Origin of the sequence: Vibrio sp. M250220, from assembly GCF_036533795.1 — a bacterium.
GTDB lineage: Bacteria > Pseudomonadota > Gammaproteobacteria > Enterobacterales > Vibrionaceae > Vibrio.
The window spans coordinates 53,279-71,944 of record NZ_JATABI010000006.1 but is presented as its reverse complement, the minus strand read 5'-3'; the positions used below and the strand labels follow the sequence as shown (position 1 = coordinate 71,944).

Below are 18,666 nucleotides of genomic sequence, written 5' to 3'. Positions count from 1 at the left end.
ACAAGGTAAGCACAATGACTCAGGTGAAAGATAAATTATCCGAGCACGTTTCAGTGAAAGAAGCTGAGATGGCAGAAGTATTGGCAAAAATTGTTAGAGACAAGCATCAATGGGTCGCTGAACGTAAGCAAGCCCAACCCTTAGCCTCCTTCAAAGATACACTGGTTGCATCTGATCGCAGTTTCTATCAGGCGCTCAATCAACAAAAAACCGTCTTTATTACGGAATGTAAGAAGGCATCTCCGTCTAAAGGCTTAATCCGTGCAGAGTTCGACCTAGATTACATTGCTAATGTTTATAACAACCATGCGAATGCAATCTCAGTACTGACTGATGAGAAGTACTTCCAAGGTAACTTTGAGTTTTTGCCTCAGGTGAGGAAGCAAGCCAAGCAGCCTATTCTGTGCAAAGACTTCATGATTGATCGCTATCAGGTTTACCTTGCACGCCACTACTTCGCTGATGCCATCCTGCTGATGTTATCGGTATTGGATGACAACGAATATGTTGAGTTAGCTGAAGTCGCTCACTCTCTTGATATGGGTGTCCTGACCGAAGTTAGCAATGAGGAAGAGTTGCAACGTGCTGTCGCATTAGGCGCAAAAGTGATTGGCATTAACAACCGTAACCTACGCGACCTTACAACGGATTTGAACCGTACCAAACAACTTGCTCCAACCATCCGTGAGCTCGCACCTGATGCCGTTATTATCTCTGAATCAGGAATTTATACTCATCAACAAGTTCGTGACCTTAGCCAATATGCCGATGGTTTCTTGATTGGCAGTTCATTAATGGCTGAAGATGACTTAGAACTTGCAGTTCGTAAAGTGACCATGGGCGAGAACAAAGTCTGTGGGCTCACCCACCCTAACGATGCCGCGAAAGCCTATCAATCTGGTGCCGTTTTTGGCGGACTAATTTTTGTTGAACAGTCTCCACGCTACGTCGATCAGGAAAGCGCACGTCTGACAATGAGCGGAGCCCCGCTCAATTATGTCGGCGTGTTCCAAAATCACCGTCTAGAAACCATAGTCGACACCGTGTGTGAACTGGGTTTAGCCGCTGTTCAATTGCATGGTAGTGAAGACCAAGCATTTGTAAATCAACTCAAGTCCGCACTGCCACCACAAGTAGAAATTTGGAAAGCGTATGGTGTGAATCAATCCGTTCCTGTCCTATTAAGTGAAAACATCGACCGCCATTTACTCGATACCAAAGTCGGTGCGCAAGTTGGCGGGACTGGCCTAGTGTTCGACTGGTCTTTAATTGGCGACCCATCCAAAGTCATGCTCGCGGGCGGTATCACTCCTTTCAACGCTCAAAAAGCGGCCGAGCAAGGATGCCTTGGACTCGACCTTAACTCAGGCGTGGAACACTCCCCGGGTAAAAAAGACGCAGACAAACTCGAACAAGCTTTTATTGCGATTAGAAACTACTAAATTATCAGCGACGTGAGTTGCTTCACGTTGGACAAAATTAAAGGAATTAAACACCATGGCAAAACTTGATGCCTACTTTGGCGAATATGGTGGTCAGTATGTACCACAAATTCTCGTTCCAGCTCTGGATCAGCTTGAACAAGCATTTATCGACGCACAACAAGACCCTGAGTTCCAAAGCGAATTCATGTCTCTGCTCCAAGAGTATGCAGGCCGTCCGACTGCCTTGACCTTGACGCGTAACTTAACCAAAGGCACCAAAACCAAACTTTACTTAAAACGTGAAGATCTACTGCACGGTGGTGCACACAAAACTAACCAAGTGTTAGGACAAGCCCTGCTGGCAAAACGCATGGGTAAGCACGAAATCATCGCGGAAACCGGTGCAGGTCAACACGGTGTTGCTACCGCTCTTGCATGTGCATTGCTTGGTCTCAAGTGCCGTGTTTACATGGGTGCGAAAGACGTCGAACGTCAAAGCCCTAACGTATTCCGCATGAAACTTATGGGTGCAGAAGTCATTCCAGTTCACTCTGGCTCAGCGACGCTCAAAGACGCTTGTAACGAAGCATTGCGTGACTGGTCTGCCAGTTATGAAGAAGCACACTACCTCCTTGGCACTGCGGCAGGCCCTCACCCATTCCCAACCATAGTTCGCGAGTTCCAACATATGATCGGTGAAGAGACCAAAAACCAGATTTTGGCTCGTGAAGGACGTCTCCCAGATGCGGTCATCGCCTGTGTCGGAGGCGGTTCAAACGCTATTGGGATGTTTGCCGATTTCATTGAAGAAGAGAGTGTTCGCCTGATCGGTGTTGAACCTGCTGGTAAGGGTATCGATACTGACCAACATGGCGCACCACTGAAACATGGTAAAACAGGTATCTTCTTTGGTATGAAAGCCCCCTTGATGCAGGATGAGCATGGCCAAGTTGAAGAGTCGTACTCTGTCTCTGCCGGCCTAGACTTCCCTTCTGTAGGTCCACAGCATGCTTACTTGAACGCTATTGGTAGAGCTGAATACGATAACGTAACGGATGATGAAGCGCTGGAAGCATTTCAAGAGCTAGCACGTAACGAAGGGATTATTCCGGCGTTAGAATCATCTCACGCATTAGCTCACGCGTTACGAATGGCACGTGAAAACCCTGAAAAAGAACAATTACTTGTGGTAAACCTTTCTGGTCGTGGCGATAAAGATATTTTCACTGTCCATGACATTCTGCAACAAAAAGGAGCGATCTAATGAACCGTTATGAAAAGCTATTCACGCGCTTAAACGCTGCCAATCAAGGTGCTTTCGTTCCGTTCGTAACGGTTTGCGATCCTAATCCTGAGCAGTCATTCAAAATCATGGAAACCTTGATTGAGTCTGGTGCAGATGCCCTTGAGTTAGGTATTCCATTCTCAGATCCTCTGGCAGACGGCCCTACCATTCAAGGGGCGAACATTCGTGCTCTTGAGGCGAGTGCAACACCTGATATCTGCTTTGATATGATCGCGAAGATTCGTAGCAAATATCCAGATCTACCAATTGGTCTGCTTATGTACGCGAACCTAGTTTACTCACGTGGGATAGATAACTTCTACCAACGCTGCGCGAATGCAGGTATTGACTCTGTGCTTATCGCAGACGTTCCGACCAACGAAAGTAGCGAGTTTGTCTCTGCGGCTGAAAAGTTTGGCATTCATCCAATTTTTATCGCACCGCCAACGGCGAGTGACGAGACGCTTAAGCAAGTTTCTCAATTGGGTGGTGGCTATACCTATCTACTTTCTCGAGCTGGTGTTACTGGTGCAGAAACCAAAGCCAACATGCCCGTGGGTGACATGCTAGAGAAACTAAAACGCTTTGATGCGCCACCAGCGTTGCTAGGATTTGGTATTTCAGAACCCGCTCAGGTAAAGCAGGCGATTGAATCTGGTGCTGCGGGGGCGATTTCGGGCTCGGCGGTGGTCAAAATCATCGAAAATAACCTTGATGACCCACAACAAATGTTAAATCAACTGGCAAACTTTGTTTCTTCAATGAAGTCAGCAACACATAAGTAACGTGTTAGCCATCTAAACTTCTATGAGATCAGCTTCTTATCAAGCATAAAAAGCTGATCTTTTTTTTAACAAATCCCACTCTTTGTTGCCACTGCTAAACAACCGCAATAAGCAATCATTTCACCCCAAACCATCATCACATCAAATAGCAAACGGTTGCTATTGAGCAAAAAATTAGCACTCGTCAATAAATCATCGAATAATCCGTTCAACATGCCCTGTTCGATATTGCTAAATGTAAAAATTAAGTGTACAACTCACGACGAAATTATTATCCAATTACAAGTTTTCTCTTGGTGGGTAATTCTAGGAATTTAAATTTTCTTAGCACAGAGGTTATGGAAGTGTTAAAACAAAAGAATTTACTAAGCAACATTGGCGTACAAGTCGTCATTGCCATGATCCTGGGTACTGCCGTTGGTGCCTTCATGGGTGACAGCGCTACCATGTTCGCTCCACTTGGTGCGATTTTTATTAACCTAATCAAAATGCTGGTTATTCCTTTAGTTGCGGTTGCCCTGATCTCAGGTGCGGCAGGCCTAGGTAACAGCCAGTCTGCTGGTAAAGTGGGTCTAGTAACTTTAGGTTACTTCGGTCTAACTTCAGCATTAGCCGTTGCACTTGCGCTGTTTATGGGTGAAGTATTCAAACCTGGACTTGGCATCGACGTATCAGGTGTTGAAGGCATGTTCTCAGCAGAATACGCTTCTAAAGGTGAGCTACCTACTTTCTGGGCAACCATTACTGGTATGATCCCAACTAACGTTTTCCAATCACTTAACGAAGCAAACATCCTTCAGATTCTGGTTTTCTGTATGTTCTTTGGTATTGCAATTTCTAAGCAGTCAAAAGAGCGTCGCGAACCAATCATGAATGGCGTGAACTGTATTGTTGATGCAATGGTATGGATGATCAACAAAGTCATGATCATTGCTCCAATTGGTGTATTCGGTCTGATGGCTGAAGCGGTCGGTACGTTTGGTTTTGGCGCGCTAATGGTCGTCTTCAAACTATTCGTTGTTTACGTTGCCGCTATCATGATCTTCGGCTTCATCGCTTACCCATTAATGGTGCATATCTTCACTAAGACTTCAGCGAAAAAATTCCTTGTTGCTATGAAGAAACCACAAGCGGTTGCACTATCAACAGCGTCATCTATGGCAACGCTTCCTGTAACAATGGATACCGTTGAAAATGAACTAGGCGTAAGAAACTCTACCGCGTCGTTTGTTCTGCCTCTAGGTGCAACCATCAACATGTCTGGTAACGCAATTTACTACGGTCTAGTGGCAATCTTCTTTGCTCAGCTATTCAATATCGACCTAGGTATCGGCGCTTACATCGCGATCATCGTGACCTCTACACTGGGTGCGGTTGGCCAAGCGGGTGTTCCAGGTCCTTCTTTCCTTGTTGTCGCTGTTCTTCTGGCTGCTGGTATTCCAATTGAAGGTCTACCGCTACTGTTCGCTCTAGACCGTATCTTCGATATGATTCGTACAGCACTTAACATCACTGGTGATGCAGCGTGTGCGGTTATCGTCGACGCGCTTATTGAAGAAGAAGCACAACAAGAGTTGAAACAACAACAAGCTTAATGCTTCTCGATATTCAGTTAATAGAAAGCCACTCAAAAAGAGTGGCTTTTTTGTGTCGGTAATACTTTGAGAACCTGCAAAGCTATAACCAGAACACTATGATTTCATGCTCACTTAGAGTGTAAGATATGGCGTGACAAGACGATGAATATTCGCTCAGCACGTTGCCGGCGACACGCGTGGCTAAAGAGGCAAGCTTGCCAAAGCGCGATATTCTGTGTGTAGGTATGTTTCTCTGTTTTGTCGCCATAATACTTCTCTGCGGGTTTTACCCTTGTATACGTGCAAACTCAATCAACAGGCTTAAACCAAGCATAACTATTGTCGGTGAAGGTGTTTGAATTGCAGCTCAACCAGACGCTGATAAAGCTCACAACTCTTTATCAGTGAGTCGTGGTTGCCAACATCAACCAATTTGCCTTGATCAAGTACCGCAATCTTATCTGCGTGTTTGATTGTCGAGAGACGGTGAGCAATGATGATGGTTGTGCGCCCTTGCATTAGTTCTTCCAATGCGCGTTGAACGTGATGTTCACTCTCGCTATCTAATGCACTGGTCGCCTCATCTAACAGCAAAATGTTGGGATCTTTTAGAATCGCTCGCGCGATTGCAATTCGTTGTCGTTGCCCGCCCGAAAGGCGTACGCCCCGCTCACCCAAAAAGCTGTTATAGCCCTGTGGCAAATCGACAATAAATTCATGAGCGTGCGCCTGTTTAGCGGCAGCGATGACTTGCTCATCCGTCGCTTGAGGATTGCCGTAGCGGATATTGTGAAAAACATCATGACTAAAAAGGGCTGGCTGCTGCGGTACCAACGCCATTCTTTGGCGCAAATCGCTCGGCGTGAAATCACGCACATCGACTCCCCCTAACGTTACTCGTCCACTCTGAGGGTCATAGAATCGCTGGAGAAGTTCGAACAGCGTCGTTTTGCCAGCGCCAGAAGGCCCGACCAAAGCGAGTACTTTCCCTTCTTCTACGGCTAAATTGAGCTGGCTCAGTGCCGCTTGATCCGGTCTTGAAGGGTAATGAAAGTTAACTGCCTCGAAGGTCACATCGGCGCTGAGTTTGATGGGGATCAGCTTAGTTTCAGCAGGCGCGGTAATGTGGCTTTCTACCTGAAGAATCTCTATCAAACGTTCCGTTGCACCTGCGGCGCGTTGTAGCTCCCCCATCACTTCTGAAATCGTGGCAAGTGAAGATGCCACCATGATGGCATAGAACACAAATGCAGCGAGATCGCCAGCACTCATTGCCCCGTTAATCACATCGCTACCGCCAACCCACAACATGCCCGATATCGCGCTGAAAACGATGACGATAACGCCAGAAATGAGTATCGCTCGCTGCTTTACCCGTTTACGACCAATGGAATAAGCACGTTCAACTTGATTGGCAAAAAATGCTGTCTCTTGGGCTTCTCGGCTGTAGCTTTGTACAGTTTTTATTTGTTCAATCGCTTCTCCAGCGTAGCTGCCTACGTCGGCCATCGAGTCCTGACTCTGACGAGATAATGCACGAACTTTGCGCCCATAAAATAGGATTGGCACCAGTATAAAAGGCACGCTAGCAAGCACGATCAAAGTCAGTTTGATGTTGGTGGCAAACAGCATGATGATTGCCCCCACACACATTAACGCACTGCGCATTGCCATAGAGAAGGAGGAGCCGATGATACTTTGCAGCAAGGTAGTATCGGTGGTGATACGAGACATGATGTCACCACTGCCATTGGTCTCGAAATAGCTCGGGTGTAGCGTGATAACATGATTAAACACCGCGAGGCGGATGTCGGCGCTGACGCGCTCACCCACTGATGACACGAGATAAAAACGGAAAAATGTCCCCACGGAAATGAGCAGTGTGATAAGTAAGATAAAAACGATCGCGCTATTGAGCTCTTCAATCGACTGCTGAGCAAATCCTTGGTCGATTAATACTCTTACCCCTTGGCCGACTGCCAGTGTCAACGAGGCGGTAAAAACGAGAGCAATCAGCGCCGCCGCCACTTTGAGCTTATAAGGTCTGATAAAGGTCATTAACTCTAGCAATATGCTGAGATTCTTGTTGTCAGGTTTTGAAAACGTCGCTGTCGATGCTGAATCGTTACGAACTGGGATTTGCGATTGCATAACACGGCCTTGTGATTATCAAATTGCAGCGGGGTTCGCTTAACAATGCCTCACTAGACTATCGCTAGTTGGTAAAGATAGAAACCGTTTCCCTATCGAGTCGGCAAAAAAAAGCCTGACCGGAGTCAGGCTTTAAGTCATTCTATCCTATTGATTATAGGAAGTGGAAAGTCGCGTTAAGAGAGAAGTTCTTAACGTCTTCTTCTTTCATTGAGAATACGTTGTAGCTTGCGCCTAGTGAAATTGGACCCATTACAAAGTACTCAGCGCCAACACCGTACATCATGTCAATTTCGTCTTCTTTGAAATCGCTATTACGGCCAGTCAGTTCGTAAGAGTGAATACCCGCTTTTGCGTAAATGTGAAGCGGACCAAAATCGATGCTTGGTTTTGCTGCGAAGTAAACAGCTGAACCTTCAAGATCGCGTACTTCACCACCGTAATTCACATTATCGAAATCACCAAAGTTTTGGTAACCCGCTTCCAAGCCGATGAATGGAAGAATGCCTGTACCAACGTGAACGTTGTACGAGGTTGATGATTCATTGCCCAGATCCGCTTGACCCACACTTGCGCTGCCGTAAATCCAAGAGTCCGCAGAAGCTGTAGCTGATGCGCCAATCAGAGCTAGCGCGAGTAGTGTCTTTTTCATAATAAACCTTCTCTAGTTATAAGTTGCAGAAGCTTAGGCTGGCAAGCTTCTGCCGTATTTGTCAAAATTCCGAACTGTATATTTACTGATGCAATTTGCATACCTAACAGGCATCAATTGCCATTTTAACTCGTTTGTCCGATACCGGATATGGCGTACCAAGTTGCTGAGCAAAGAAACTCACCCTCAATTCCTCTAACATCCAACGCACTTGTTTGACGTTATCAGGCACGGCAACACCCTTAGGTATCTTGTTAAGCAGCTCTTTGTAATCATTGCTGACCGACTCAATCTTGAGCATGTGCAAACGATCTTTGTTAGGGTCGATCGGCAGTTTTTCCATCCGACGCTCAATGGCCTTCATATAGCGAAGAATATCGGGTAGACGTTTCCACCCACACTCTGTCGCAAAACCTTTGAAGATTAACCCTTCAATTTGCGCTTTAATGTCAGACAGGGCAAAAGCCATCGTAAAGTCAATCTTGCCTTTCAGCTTCTTATTGATATTAAAAGCCGTCGTTAAAATTGTCTCTACTTGTTGAGCAATTTCTACCACAGTGTCACCTAATTCAGCGCGTACGTGCTCTTTAAGCTGTTCGAACTGTTCTGGCTCCCACACCAAACCACCTTTCTCTTCTATTAATTTATCAACACCACAAGCGATACAGTCATCGATGAGATCGAGAACTTTACCGTAAGGGTTGAAGTACAAACCGAGCTTCGATTTGTTTGGCAAGTTGGTATGCAGATATTTAATCGGTGACGGTACGTTTAACAATATCAAACGGCGCTGACCGGCTTTCATTGCTGAAATTTGCTCATACTCGGTTTCGTATAGCTTGATTTCGACGCTGTCTTTGCTGTCAACGATCGCTGGATACGCTTTAACGTCATAACCACCGCGTTTCTGCTGATAAACTTTCGGTAGCTCGCCAAAGCTCCAAGTGTGCAAACCCTGCTGCTCGATATCATCGTCAGCAACTTTTGATAGGGTTTCCTGCACCTTATCTTTTAAGCTCTCTTTGAGCTCATGAAGGTTACGATGCTCTCTGAGCTTGCGGTTGCGATGATCAACGGCACGGAAAGTCACCTTCAAGTGGTCGGGAACTTGCTCTAGATTCCAATCTTCGCGAAGTACTTCTACCCCCGTCATTCGACGTAACTCTTTCTCCAATGAATCCAGCAATGGCGACTCAAAAGGCGTCGAGCGTGCTAAAAATGCATCAGCGTAGTTAGGGGCTGGCACAAAATTCTTACGGATAGTCTTTGGTAACGACTTGATAAGGCTGACCACCAACTCATGACGTAAACCAGGAATTTGCCAATCAAAACCAGCGGGGTCTACTTGGTTTAATATTGGCAGCGGCAGATGAACCGTTACACCGTCGTTATCTTCACCAGGCTCAAACTGATAACTTAGTTTGAGTTTTAACCCATTCTGGTGCCAGAAGTTAGGGTAATCCAGATCGGTGACATGACTGGCATCGCCTTTAAATAGCATCTCTTTTTCAAAATTCAGTAGCTCTGAGTTTTGTTTTGATGCGTTCTTCCACCAAGTATCAAAATGTTTGCCAGACACAACTTCGGTGCCCACGCGCTGATCGTAGAAATCAAACAGTTCATCATCGTCAACCAGAATGTCACGGCGACGAGATTTGTGTTCGAGCTCTTCAACTTCCTGCAATAGCTTACGGTTTTGCTTAAAGAAAGCATGTTTGGTTTCCCACTCTCCTTCCACTAAAGCACTGCGAATAAAGAGTTCACGGCTGACGACTGGGTCAATGTTGCCGTAGTTAACCAAACGCTTTGGTACAATAAGCACGCCGTAAAGCATCACTTTTTCGTGAGCCATAACCGCAGCACGTTTTTTCGACCAATGTGGTTCGCTATAACTGCGTTTAATCAGATGCTTCGCTAAAGGCTCAATCCACTCTGGCTGAATCTTGGCGATAATACGACCCCATAGCTTGGAGGTCTCCACCAACTCAGCCGACATGATCCACTTCGGCTGTTTTTTGAACAGACCTGAGGCTGGAAAAATATGAAAACGAGCGTTACGTGCGCCTTGATAATCATTTTTCTCTTGGTCTTTCATACCAATATGAGAAAGCAAACCAACTAAAATCGCACTGTGCACACCTTGGTAGCTCGCCGGTTCGTCATTGAGTTTAAAGTCCATTTCACGCATTGATTGATGGACTTGGAAGTAGACATCCTGCCATTCACGAACACGCAAGTAGTTCAAATAATCTTGCTTGCACTGTTTGCGGAACTGGTTGCCCGTCAATGCCTTTTGTTGCTTCTGAATGTAATCCCAAAGGTTTACCAAAGTCATGAAATCTGAATCTTCATGGAAGAAGCGACGGTGCTTGTCATCCGAAGATTGCTGCTTGTCACTTGGACGCTCACGAGGATCTTGGATCGAAAGCGCAGACGCTATGATCATTAGCTCCTTCAGTGCACCATATTTAGGCGCTTCAAGTACCATGCGTGCCAAGCGCGGATCGATAGGCAATCTTGCTAATTGGCGTCCAATCGGCGTCAGGCGTTTTTTCGGGTCTTTCGCTTTTTCATTGATCGCACCCAACTCTTCCAGCAAACGAACACCATCTTGGACATTTCGCTTATCTGGCGCTTCGACAAATGGGAAAGCTTCAATATCACCCAGTCCCAATGCCGTCATCTGCAAGATAACTGAAGCTAGGTTGGTACGCAGGATTTCTGGATCAGTAAACTCTGGACGAGCATTAAAATCCTCTTCTGAATACAAACGGATACAGATCCCTTCCTCAACACGACCACATCGACCTTTACGCTGATTTGCACTTGCTTGAGAAACTGGCTCAATGGGAAGACGCTGTACTTTAGTTCGGTAACTGTAACGACTGATACGCGCGGTACCAGGGTCAATCACGTATTTAATACCTGGTACCGTCAATGATGTTTCGGCTACGTTAGTTGCCAGCACAATTCGACGTCCGGCATGTGGCTGAAAGATCTTGTTCTGTTCGCCAGCTGACAATCTCGCATACAGAGGCACAATTTCTGTGCTCTTTAGATTGCGTTTTGCTAACGCATCAGCGGTATCACGGATTTCACGCTCACCGTTCATAAAGATCAGGATATCACCCAGACCCTCTTCACAAAGCTCGTCAACCGCATCGAAAATGCCCTGCAGTTGGTCACGGTCAACATCGTCATCACCAAAAAGTGGACGGTAGCGTGTTTCAACAGGGTAAGTACGCCCCGACACTTCGATGATCGGTGCGTTACCAAAATGCTTAGAGAATCGCTCAGGATCGATCGTTGCAGACGTGATAATAATCTTTAAATCCGGACGACGCGGTAACAGCTCTTTGAGGTAGCCGAGAATAAAATCAATGTTTAGGCTACGTTCATGCGCTTCATCGATAATGATGGTGTCATACTGGTTCAGAAAACGGTCATGCTGAATTTCAGCCAGTAGAATACCGTCCGTCATTAACTTGATCTGTGTATTGTCAGATATTTGGTCGTTAAAACGAACTTTATAACCCACAAACTCACCGAGCTGTGTTTCCATCTCTTGTGCAATACGACTAGCGACAGAGCGCGCCGCAAGACGTCGAGGCTGGGTATGACCAATCAGACCATATTTTCCACGCCCGAGTTCGGCACAAATTTTTGGCAGCTGCGTCGTTTTTCCTGAACCGGTCTCACCTGCAACGATCACGACCTGATTCTCTGCTATCGCTTTCGCAATATCGTCTTTTTTCTGGCTGACAGGGAGGATTTCAGGGTATTCGATTGTTGGTGAGCTATGCCCTCGCTGTTCTGCTTCCATCATAGACTTGGCAATATCAAGCGCAATCTCATCAAACACGGCAGAGCGTGAGGCGTCATTCTTAATTTTACTGGCACCCGAAATACGCTTACTCAAACGGAAGCGGTCGCGCAGCATGCACTCATTTAGGGCTTTACGTAACGTGGCTGCGCTATTTGTTGATGCAGTCATGTTGGTCTCTTTTTTAGGCTGTGACGAAGTCAAAGCATTTCCTATTTTTTATTTCTCATTCAAAAGCGTGCGAATTGTATCACACAACTTACCGTCAGGCTTACACCACTCTGTTCTGCAAACATGTTAGCGTCTCAACAAAGCTAGTGTTATACGAGTAAACCGTTCCCAGGAAGCACTATCATGGGCTCGTTAGAGTTTTTATGCGATGAAAACCGAGCGGCATCACTGCCGCTCGGTTTTAAGAGTTTGGCCCAGCTAATCGGCTCGGATCAAAAATCGATCTGGACGTAGATGGAATTGTAGTTACTGCCACCCTTAATGCGTCCGTATTGAGAGGCTTTTTCAAAAATCGCGCTGCGATGATGCAAAGAGTATCCGACCCAGACTTTATCGAAATCGCGGCTATTGAACAGATCCCCGACATTGACATCAAAAGAAAAATCAAGATAGTTCAAATAGTTACTAGGTGTGTAGCGTTTCGATTTCATCTCTTCATGTTCGATGTAAGTAAAACTGTCGATATAAGAGACACCCTCTGCGAAACCAAAACGCCATTTGGTTGGCCAATCAACGGTGTAATACGCCTTAATCGCCGCAACATATTCAGTGGCTGACGACTGAACGTCTGATGACCAATGGTGAACAATACCCGGCGTGAAATAGATATCAAGCGGAACGCCAAAGATCTCATCGGTTAATGGGTGTCCATAAAACAACGAAGTCAGTTGGTTATTATAGGGATCTTTCTCGGTGTTAAATTTCATAATCTCACCGATATTGGATGGCGTAGCCCAACCGTGTGCAACCCTGAAATAACGCTTGTTGGTTAGCTCGGATTTTGGCGCTTTGCTCTTGTCATTAAAGAATCCAAAGCCAAGATAAACTTCACCTTGATATCGGTCGTTAATTGCAGAAGCGTTATAAGCATTATTATCGAGACGAGTGACACTGGTCGCGCCAAGCAAGTACAAGTTGGAGTAAACATGGTAGCGTGCACTTACCCCTAGCTTAACATCCACCCCTGCGCCAATTTGTTGATTGGCCTGCCTCGAAAAGGCGTAATACTCGCTATTAAAATCAGCACCTTTATAGCGCACAGTCAGATGAGGTTCCAACTCCCAATCGCCAAATTCATAATATCCTGAGGCCGTGAGGTTGGCATGAATACGAGAATCTGAATCAGACATCAGTTCGCTATCAAGATGCCACTGCTGGTCAATTTGGTATCTAAGTTGAGCACCAAAATCGAAGGTATCGCCTTGGAGGGCATTTTGTGCCGACGCAGGAATATCGACAAAACGTAAGCGCATTAAACCATTCAACTGGTAACGCTCGTCGTCCGATGTATAAAGATAAGCGCCACCTTCAAGTCCATTGACGAAAAAGTGGTCATTATTAAAGTACATCAGGGGAACAAACGTGCTGACGGTCTGATCCTCACTCTGAGTATTAAAAGGAATCGACGCCATTCGATACACTGCTGCTATACCCCAATCTTGTTCTCCGATTGAAGCGTCTTGGCTTGCGCGCAGTTGCATTGATGTCATGCTGCTAGCCATCGCGGCTAAGGCAATGAGACGTTTATTAAATGTCATTATTGGTCCAAAAGTGACGAAGAGAGCCAAAATCTAGCTAAACATCGCAGTTAATACTTATGTTTCTTGGTCATTCGTCGTTAAAATATGTATATATGATCCACTAAATCAAAATATTGTGAAAGCATCTGAACTAAAAAGTTTATTAAATTCACTGCCAGAAGGGAGTGATCCAGACATCGTAACAGGTGAAGCCTGGCTACCAGAGCGCCTGATTGATACGTCACAAGATGGCGAAATGATGTTTTTGCATTTCGACTCAGCACCAGAAGAGACTCAGGGAGAAGAGGAAGGTCGCGGTTTTGTCGAACATGAAGTCGCCATGATCCGCCATCGCTTTGAACAGATTCTTGAAGAAAGTTCGGACACGAAAACGAAAGCAGATGCCATGCTGGCTCTTTTTCTCATGGGTCATGAACTTTCCAGCTCAGACATCATCGAAATACTGGAAGATCCTGAAGTCCCTGAGCCACCCACTGAGTAGTCAATGAATAGTAAGTTACCCTTTGTTATCGCAGGCCCTATATTAAGAAAAACAACCGCCAACGACTTGGTATTTTGGCTGGTTACCAGTGAACCACTGCAAGGCAAATTTGAACTCAATCTAGAACCGAACCAAGGTCAAATTTTCAGCCAAGACCTCGAACAGTGTAACCAGTTACCGCTTGGCGCTCACTGCTATCTCACCTTGGCACACTTCCGAGGTCAATTTCCGACCGATGTCGCCCTCAGCTACCAGTTTGTGACGCAGCATGGCGCAATAACGGAACTTTGCCCCTACCTGCTGTACGAGGATGAAATCTCACTAACATTTCGTATCTCAACCAAAGCTGACTATATACTTCATGGCTCTTGCCGTAATCCTCACCATCCAAGCAAAGATGCACTGGTTGCGGCGGATAGAAAAGTCGCGACGCAAGAGTTGCAGCAGCGTCCTGACTTGCTAATGATGAGTGGTGATCAAATCTATGCAGACCATGTCGCTGGCCCGACGCTGGATGCCATTATTCAAACCATTCAACTTCTTGGATTACCAGACGAGCGCTTCGAAGGCGCACCTTTCTCCTCGAGCAAGCAGCTGTTTGCACACCCACACTGCTATTATTCGAGAGATAAACTCCTCCCGCACTATGTTGACGACGGTCATTGGTTAACCAAACTGTTGCCACATCGAAACGCGCCAATATTCAGTTCTCGCGAAGCAGAGAATCATCTGGTTACCTTCTCAGAGTTCTTCGCGATGTATCTGCTGGTTTGGTCACCCGCTCTTTGGCATTGCGTCAATATGGATCGCTTGCTCGACGCTGGCTTTACACATGGTGGCCAATCGATATCACCAAAATTTCAACACAAGTGGCGCGAGGAAAAAGCAATCATAAGCCAGTTTGTCACTGGCTTACCTATGGTACAAAGATTGTTCGCCCACATCCCTACCTACATGATTTTCGACGACCACGATGTCACCGATGACTGGAACCTCACTATCGGATGGGAAAAGGCGGCGTACAGCCACCCTCTTTCAAACCGAATCATTGGCAATGGGTTAATTGCGTACTGGCTCTGTCAAGGCTGGGGAAACGAGCCTGACAACTTCAACCAAGAGTTTCTCGATGTAGCGAATCGCTTTATCCAACAACCTAGTTGCCACGCACAAGACGATTTTATCCGCTACCTATATACTTTTGAACGCTGGCACTACACCATTCACAGCTCCCCAAAAGTTGTCGTGTTGGATACCAGAACACGACGCTGGCGGTCTGAATCTCGCATGAACAAACCTTCCGGTTTGATGGATTGGGAAGCCTTGATCGAGTTTCAACATGAGCTAATGCATCAAGATAAGGTCGTAGTGGTGTCGGCGGCGCCAATGTTTGGCGTTAAGGTGATCGAAGCTTTGCAGAAAGCGGCCACCGTGATTGGACAACCTTTGGTGATTGATGCTGAAAACTGGATGGCGCACCCAGGAAGCGCGAACACACTCCTAAGTATCTTTACCCATACCAAAACACCGACCAATTTTGTGATTCTGTCGGGCGATGTTCACTACTCATTTGCTTACGACATCAAACTGAGGTTCCGACGTAACAGCCCAAACATATACCAAATCACCTGCAGCGGTTTTAAAAATCATTTTCCAGAACCTCTGCTGGCAATCTGCGATCATGCCGACCGTTTACTATATTCCCCCCGCTCTCCGCTAAACTTTCTCACCAAACGTAAGCGGCTAAAAATCAAGAAGCGCGATCCAGAGACACCAGGAACACGTAGATTAGTTAACACCAGCGCAATCGGTGAGTTGAAACTGGATCAACATGGCAGACCATCGCGAGTTTCGATTTTGACCGCAGAGGGCGTTGAATGGGACTTTCCTCCGATAAAGGAAAAGTAAGGTTTATGTAAAGTGACTTGTTATTGCAGCTATTCATCACTATCTATAGCTGTAGAGACGAATTTGAGGCAACAACTATGTTGAATTCCATTACCCAACTCTTTAAGCAACTCCTTGATGGGCAAGATCTGGGACACGCTAACACAGGCGAGCCAACTCTGGCTATCGCTTCCCTTCTGTGCGAGGTTGCCGGTGCCGATCATCAGGTCAGTGAACAAGAAAAAATAGCCAAGAGACATCTACTCGAAAAACTTCTCGCGATTGATGAAAATCAGGCAAGAGGTCTGCTCGCAAGAGCGGAACAAAACAGCAAAGAGGCTTCATCACTCTATGAATTCACCTCTCAACTTAGAGAACTGAGCCAAGAAAAACGTTTTGATTTGATACAAGCGATGTGGCAAGTGGCGAACGCCGATGGACAAATCGACCCATTAGAAGACTCTGTGATTCGAAAAACTGCCGAGTTACTCTACGTTGACCACAGTGAGTTTATTCGCGCCAAGTTGTCGGTCACTGACCAAAAATAGAAAAGGGAGCGTGAGCTCCCTTCGTTTTTATCACAGCATTGTCAGTGCCAGCTTAGCTAAGTTGTACGCGTCTACGTAACCAGAGTGCTGGCGACCTTCCCACTCAATACCTTTACTTTCTTGAGCGGCTTTATGACCTATTCTCTTGTCTTTCAAGCGGTTTTGAATCCGATATAAAGTAGCAAGGTTGATGAATTCATTGAAGGGCATATCAATCCCTTTTGCTTTGCACTCCGCACGCAACACGCGATCATCTCGCCCCCAAGCGGCGTATATCTTATTTGTGCCACCAAAGTTTTTCACCATCGACTTAATCACTTCGCTAAGCGGACGCCCTTGTTTTTCTATTTTTCGCGGTGTAATTCCGGTCAATTGAGAACAGAACAGTGACACTTCATCGCGCTCAGGTTTAACGTAGTACTGAGCTCTCTTAACAATTTCACCGCTAGCGAGATCAATTTCCGCAAGCCCGACTTCAATAATTTCGCCAGTGGTACCGACACCGTTTTCATTCCAACAGCACATTTCCAAATCGAAACAAACTACACGGTTATGGTTCATGGTTCGCCTTTGTTGACAATATTGTGAAAGCGCAAAATTCTACATCAGAAATTTGAAAAACTCGACTGCTTGGCCGTTGAGTGCTCAGTTATTCCGCGATTGATACACAATTACGGCCAGTCTGTTTACTCTTGTACAATTGTGCGTCAGAGACTTGCATTATGCTCTCCTCATCTTCGTGACGTCTAATGGCAGCGCCAATACTCAATGTACAACGAATCTTTTGTCCACCATGGGTATGCACAAGCTCAGCGACTGCACAACGAATTACATTCAGATAATCTCTTAACTGATCTTTGTTCGTGACTTTAGAAAGAATACAAAACTCATCGCCGCCCATACGTACAAAGATATCTTCTTTAACCAAATGTTGTTGAATAAGTTTCGCGACACACACAAGCATTTCGTCACCTGCAACATGACCAAAGTGATCATTGATTAACTTAAATCTATCAATGTCAAAGGTGATCAGGGCAAAGCTCTGATTGGTTTTGACCAGCTCGCGTAAATACTGGTTAAACGCTCTACGGTTATAAATACCCGTTAAAGAGTCATGCACAACTAGGAACTGTAGCTCCTGAGTACGCTCATCGAGAAGTACCGCTAAGTGCTCTTTGTCTCTCACTAGCAAATAGACAATAAAACTCAACAGACAAGCGATCGTTAGGCCAGAGAGAAAGATAGCTGCGAGCACCAAAGAGTCATTGCGGGTAACCTGCCTGTCGAGTTTAAAATCGACTAGCCATTCACGATTGGGCAACACCACGCGTTTAGTAATCTCGATACCTTGGGTGTAGTTCCAGTTTGGGCTGCGGTAGAGGATAGGATCATCTTCGGCATCAAACCCCATGTCCGTAACTTGTACTAATAAGTCCTGTTCCGTTGTGGTTCTTACCACAATCGATTCAAAGTATTTGGTTGAACGTATAACACCAATTACCACACCAATCAGTTGATCTTCGTTTTCTAAATCGAACACTGGGTGATAAACAAGAAGACCCGATTTCGTAATACTCCTGTCGAGACCATCTTGTAGCAAACGAACTTTATCCGATACGCTTGGCTCGCCTTTCATCGTTATGTTATTCAGTACTCGTTGAAAGCGCTCACGCGACGAGTAGTAACCCAATACGCTGATGTTTTCTGGGCTGCGAGGATAAACATCAGAAGCGGTGTAGACAGGTTGGTTATCCGTCATGATATAGCCGGTTGTTTTCTCACCATCTTTGGGTACTGTGTAAATATTGAAATCAGGAAATGTTTTCCGAACCTGTTCAATATGACTGGGAATATCCTGCTTCTCGACACGTTGCATCCATTGCAAAGCGATCAGCGTTGGTGAAGACGAAACCACTTGATCAGCAAAAACCGGAAATCTGTCCCAATCCTGTGGTTGCGTAGAATGAAAAAAGTTCGCCCCAGCACCGATAAAATGGAGATCACTCTGAACAATTTGTTGGAGATTTTCTGCTTGCTGGTCAGCCAGTTTATCGACTAACGAGATGGTATATTTCAGCTGTGACTGATACGCAAAGTAAACCGCATAAAATGCAACGAACAGAGAAAATAGAAATGTTAAGAAGGGATAAAGGAAGTGCTTTTTATTAAGTCGTTGCATAACGCATTTTATGTTTACAGCTTTGTCGAAATATCGGTCACATTGTAGCCCTATCCAATTGATGACTTAAAGCGCAAACAACAATTTGATATGAAACAATTTACG

Annotated in this window: 13 protein-coding genes; 7 read left to right on the top strand and 6 right to left on the bottom strand. The window is 45.7% G+C overall.

From position 1 onward, the window contains the following. Positions 1–14: 14 nt before the first annotated feature. The 4 genes from trpCF (at position 15) to QTN94_RS04150 (ending at position 5,089) form a co-directional block, all read left to right on the top strand. The gene (gene trpCF, locus QTN94_RS04165; RefSeq protein WP_331426987.1) at positions 15–1,442 is read left to right on the top strand and encodes a bifunctional indole-3-glycerol-phosphate synthase TrpC/phosphoribosylanthranilate isomerase TrpF; all 1,428 of its coding nucleotides are present in this window, start codon (positions 15–17) and stop codon (positions 1,440–1,442) included. Between the two features lie 55 nt (positions 1,443–1,497). Further along, positions 1,498–2,688: a tryptophan synthase subunit beta gene (gene trpB, locus QTN94_RS04160; protein ID WP_331426986.1), complete on the top strand. Its 1,191-nt coding sequence runs from the start codon at positions 1,498–1,500 to the stop codon at positions 2,686–2,688. Continuing rightward, positions 2,688–3,494, top strand: a complete 807-nt coding sequence (gene trpA / locus QTN94_RS04155) for a tryptophan synthase subunit alpha (protein ID WP_331426985.1) — start codon at positions 2,688–2,690, stop codon at positions 3,492–3,494. Before trpB ends, trpA begins: the two co-directional genes overlap by 1 nt. Positions 3,495–3,832: 338 nt before the next feature. Continuing rightward, positions 3,833–5,089 (top strand): dicarboxylate/amino acid:cation symporter, encoded by a 1,257-nt coding sequence (locus QTN94_RS04150; protein ID WP_331417037.1) that lies wholly within the window; start codon positions 3,833–3,835, stop codon positions 5,087–5,089. Between the two features lie 318 nt (positions 5,090–5,407). On the opposite strand, the gene QTN94_RS04145 is transcribed toward QTN94_RS04150, so the two are convergent. From QTN94_RS04145 to QTN94_RS04130, 4 genes are all read right to left on the bottom strand, one after another. Beyond that, positions 5,408–7,222, bottom strand: a complete 1,815-nt coding sequence (locus QTN94_RS04145) for an ABC transporter ATP-binding protein/permease (RefSeq protein ID WP_331426983.1) — start codon at positions 7,220–7,222, stop codon at positions 5,408–5,410. A 154-nt stretch (positions 7,223–7,376) separates the two neighbouring features. Further along, positions 7,377–7,874, bottom strand: a complete 498-nt coding sequence (locus QTN94_RS04140; protein ID WP_331426982.1) for a porin family protein — start codon at positions 7,872–7,874, stop codon at positions 7,377–7,379. 103 nt (positions 7,875–7,977) lie between these two features. Beyond that, on the bottom strand, positions 7,978–11,868 hold the full coding sequence (hrpA, locus tag QTN94_RS04135) for an ATP-dependent RNA helicase HrpA (protein WP_331426981.1): 3,891 nt from the start codon (positions 11,866–11,868) through the stop codon (positions 7,978–7,980). A 272-nt stretch (positions 11,869–12,140) separates the two neighbouring features. Then, on the bottom strand, positions 12,141–13,466 hold the full coding sequence (locus QTN94_RS04130; protein ID WP_443088778.1) for a MipA/OmpV family protein: 1,326 nt from the start codon (positions 13,464–13,466) through the stop codon (positions 12,141–12,143). Between the two features lie 118 nt (positions 13,467–13,584). Here QTN94_RS04130 and QTN94_RS04125 point away from each other — a divergent pair, with 118 nt between their 5' ends. From QTN94_RS04125 to QTN94_RS04115, 3 genes are all read left to right on the top strand, one after another. Next, the gene (locus QTN94_RS04125) at positions 13,585–13,950 is read left to right on the top strand and encodes a hypothetical protein (RefSeq protein WP_138973266.1); all 366 of its coding nucleotides are present in this window, start codon (positions 13,585–13,587) and stop codon (positions 13,948–13,950) included. A gap of 3 nt (positions 13,951–13,953) precedes the next feature. Next, positions 13,954–15,855, top strand: coding sequence for an alkaline phosphatase D family protein (locus QTN94_RS04120; protein WP_331426980.1), 1,902 nt, complete (start codon positions 13,954–13,956; stop codon positions 15,853–15,855). A 77-nt stretch (positions 15,856–15,932) separates the two neighbouring features. Next, the gene (locus QTN94_RS04115) at positions 15,933–16,382 is read left to right on the top strand and encodes a tellurite resistance TerB family protein (RefSeq protein ID WP_138973268.1); all 450 of its coding nucleotides are present in this window, start codon (positions 15,933–15,935) and stop codon (positions 16,380–16,382) included. 30 nt (positions 16,383–16,412) lie between these two features. Here QTN94_RS04115 and QTN94_RS04110 read toward each other — a convergent pair whose 3' ends face one another. Both QTN94_RS04110 and QTN94_RS04105 read right to left on the bottom strand, forming a co-directional pair. Then, on the bottom strand, positions 16,413–16,943 hold the full coding sequence (locus QTN94_RS04110; RefSeq protein WP_331426978.1) for a 3'-5' exonuclease: 531 nt from the start codon (positions 16,941–16,943) through the stop codon (positions 16,413–16,415). An 88-nt stretch (positions 16,944–17,031) separates the two neighbouring features. Continuing rightward, positions 17,032–18,561: a sensor domain-containing diguanylate cyclase gene (locus QTN94_RS04105; protein ID WP_331426977.1), complete on the bottom strand. Its 1,530-nt coding sequence runs from the start codon at positions 18,559–18,561 to the stop codon at positions 17,032–17,034. Between the last annotated feature and the right edge of the window lie 105 nt (positions 18,562–18,666).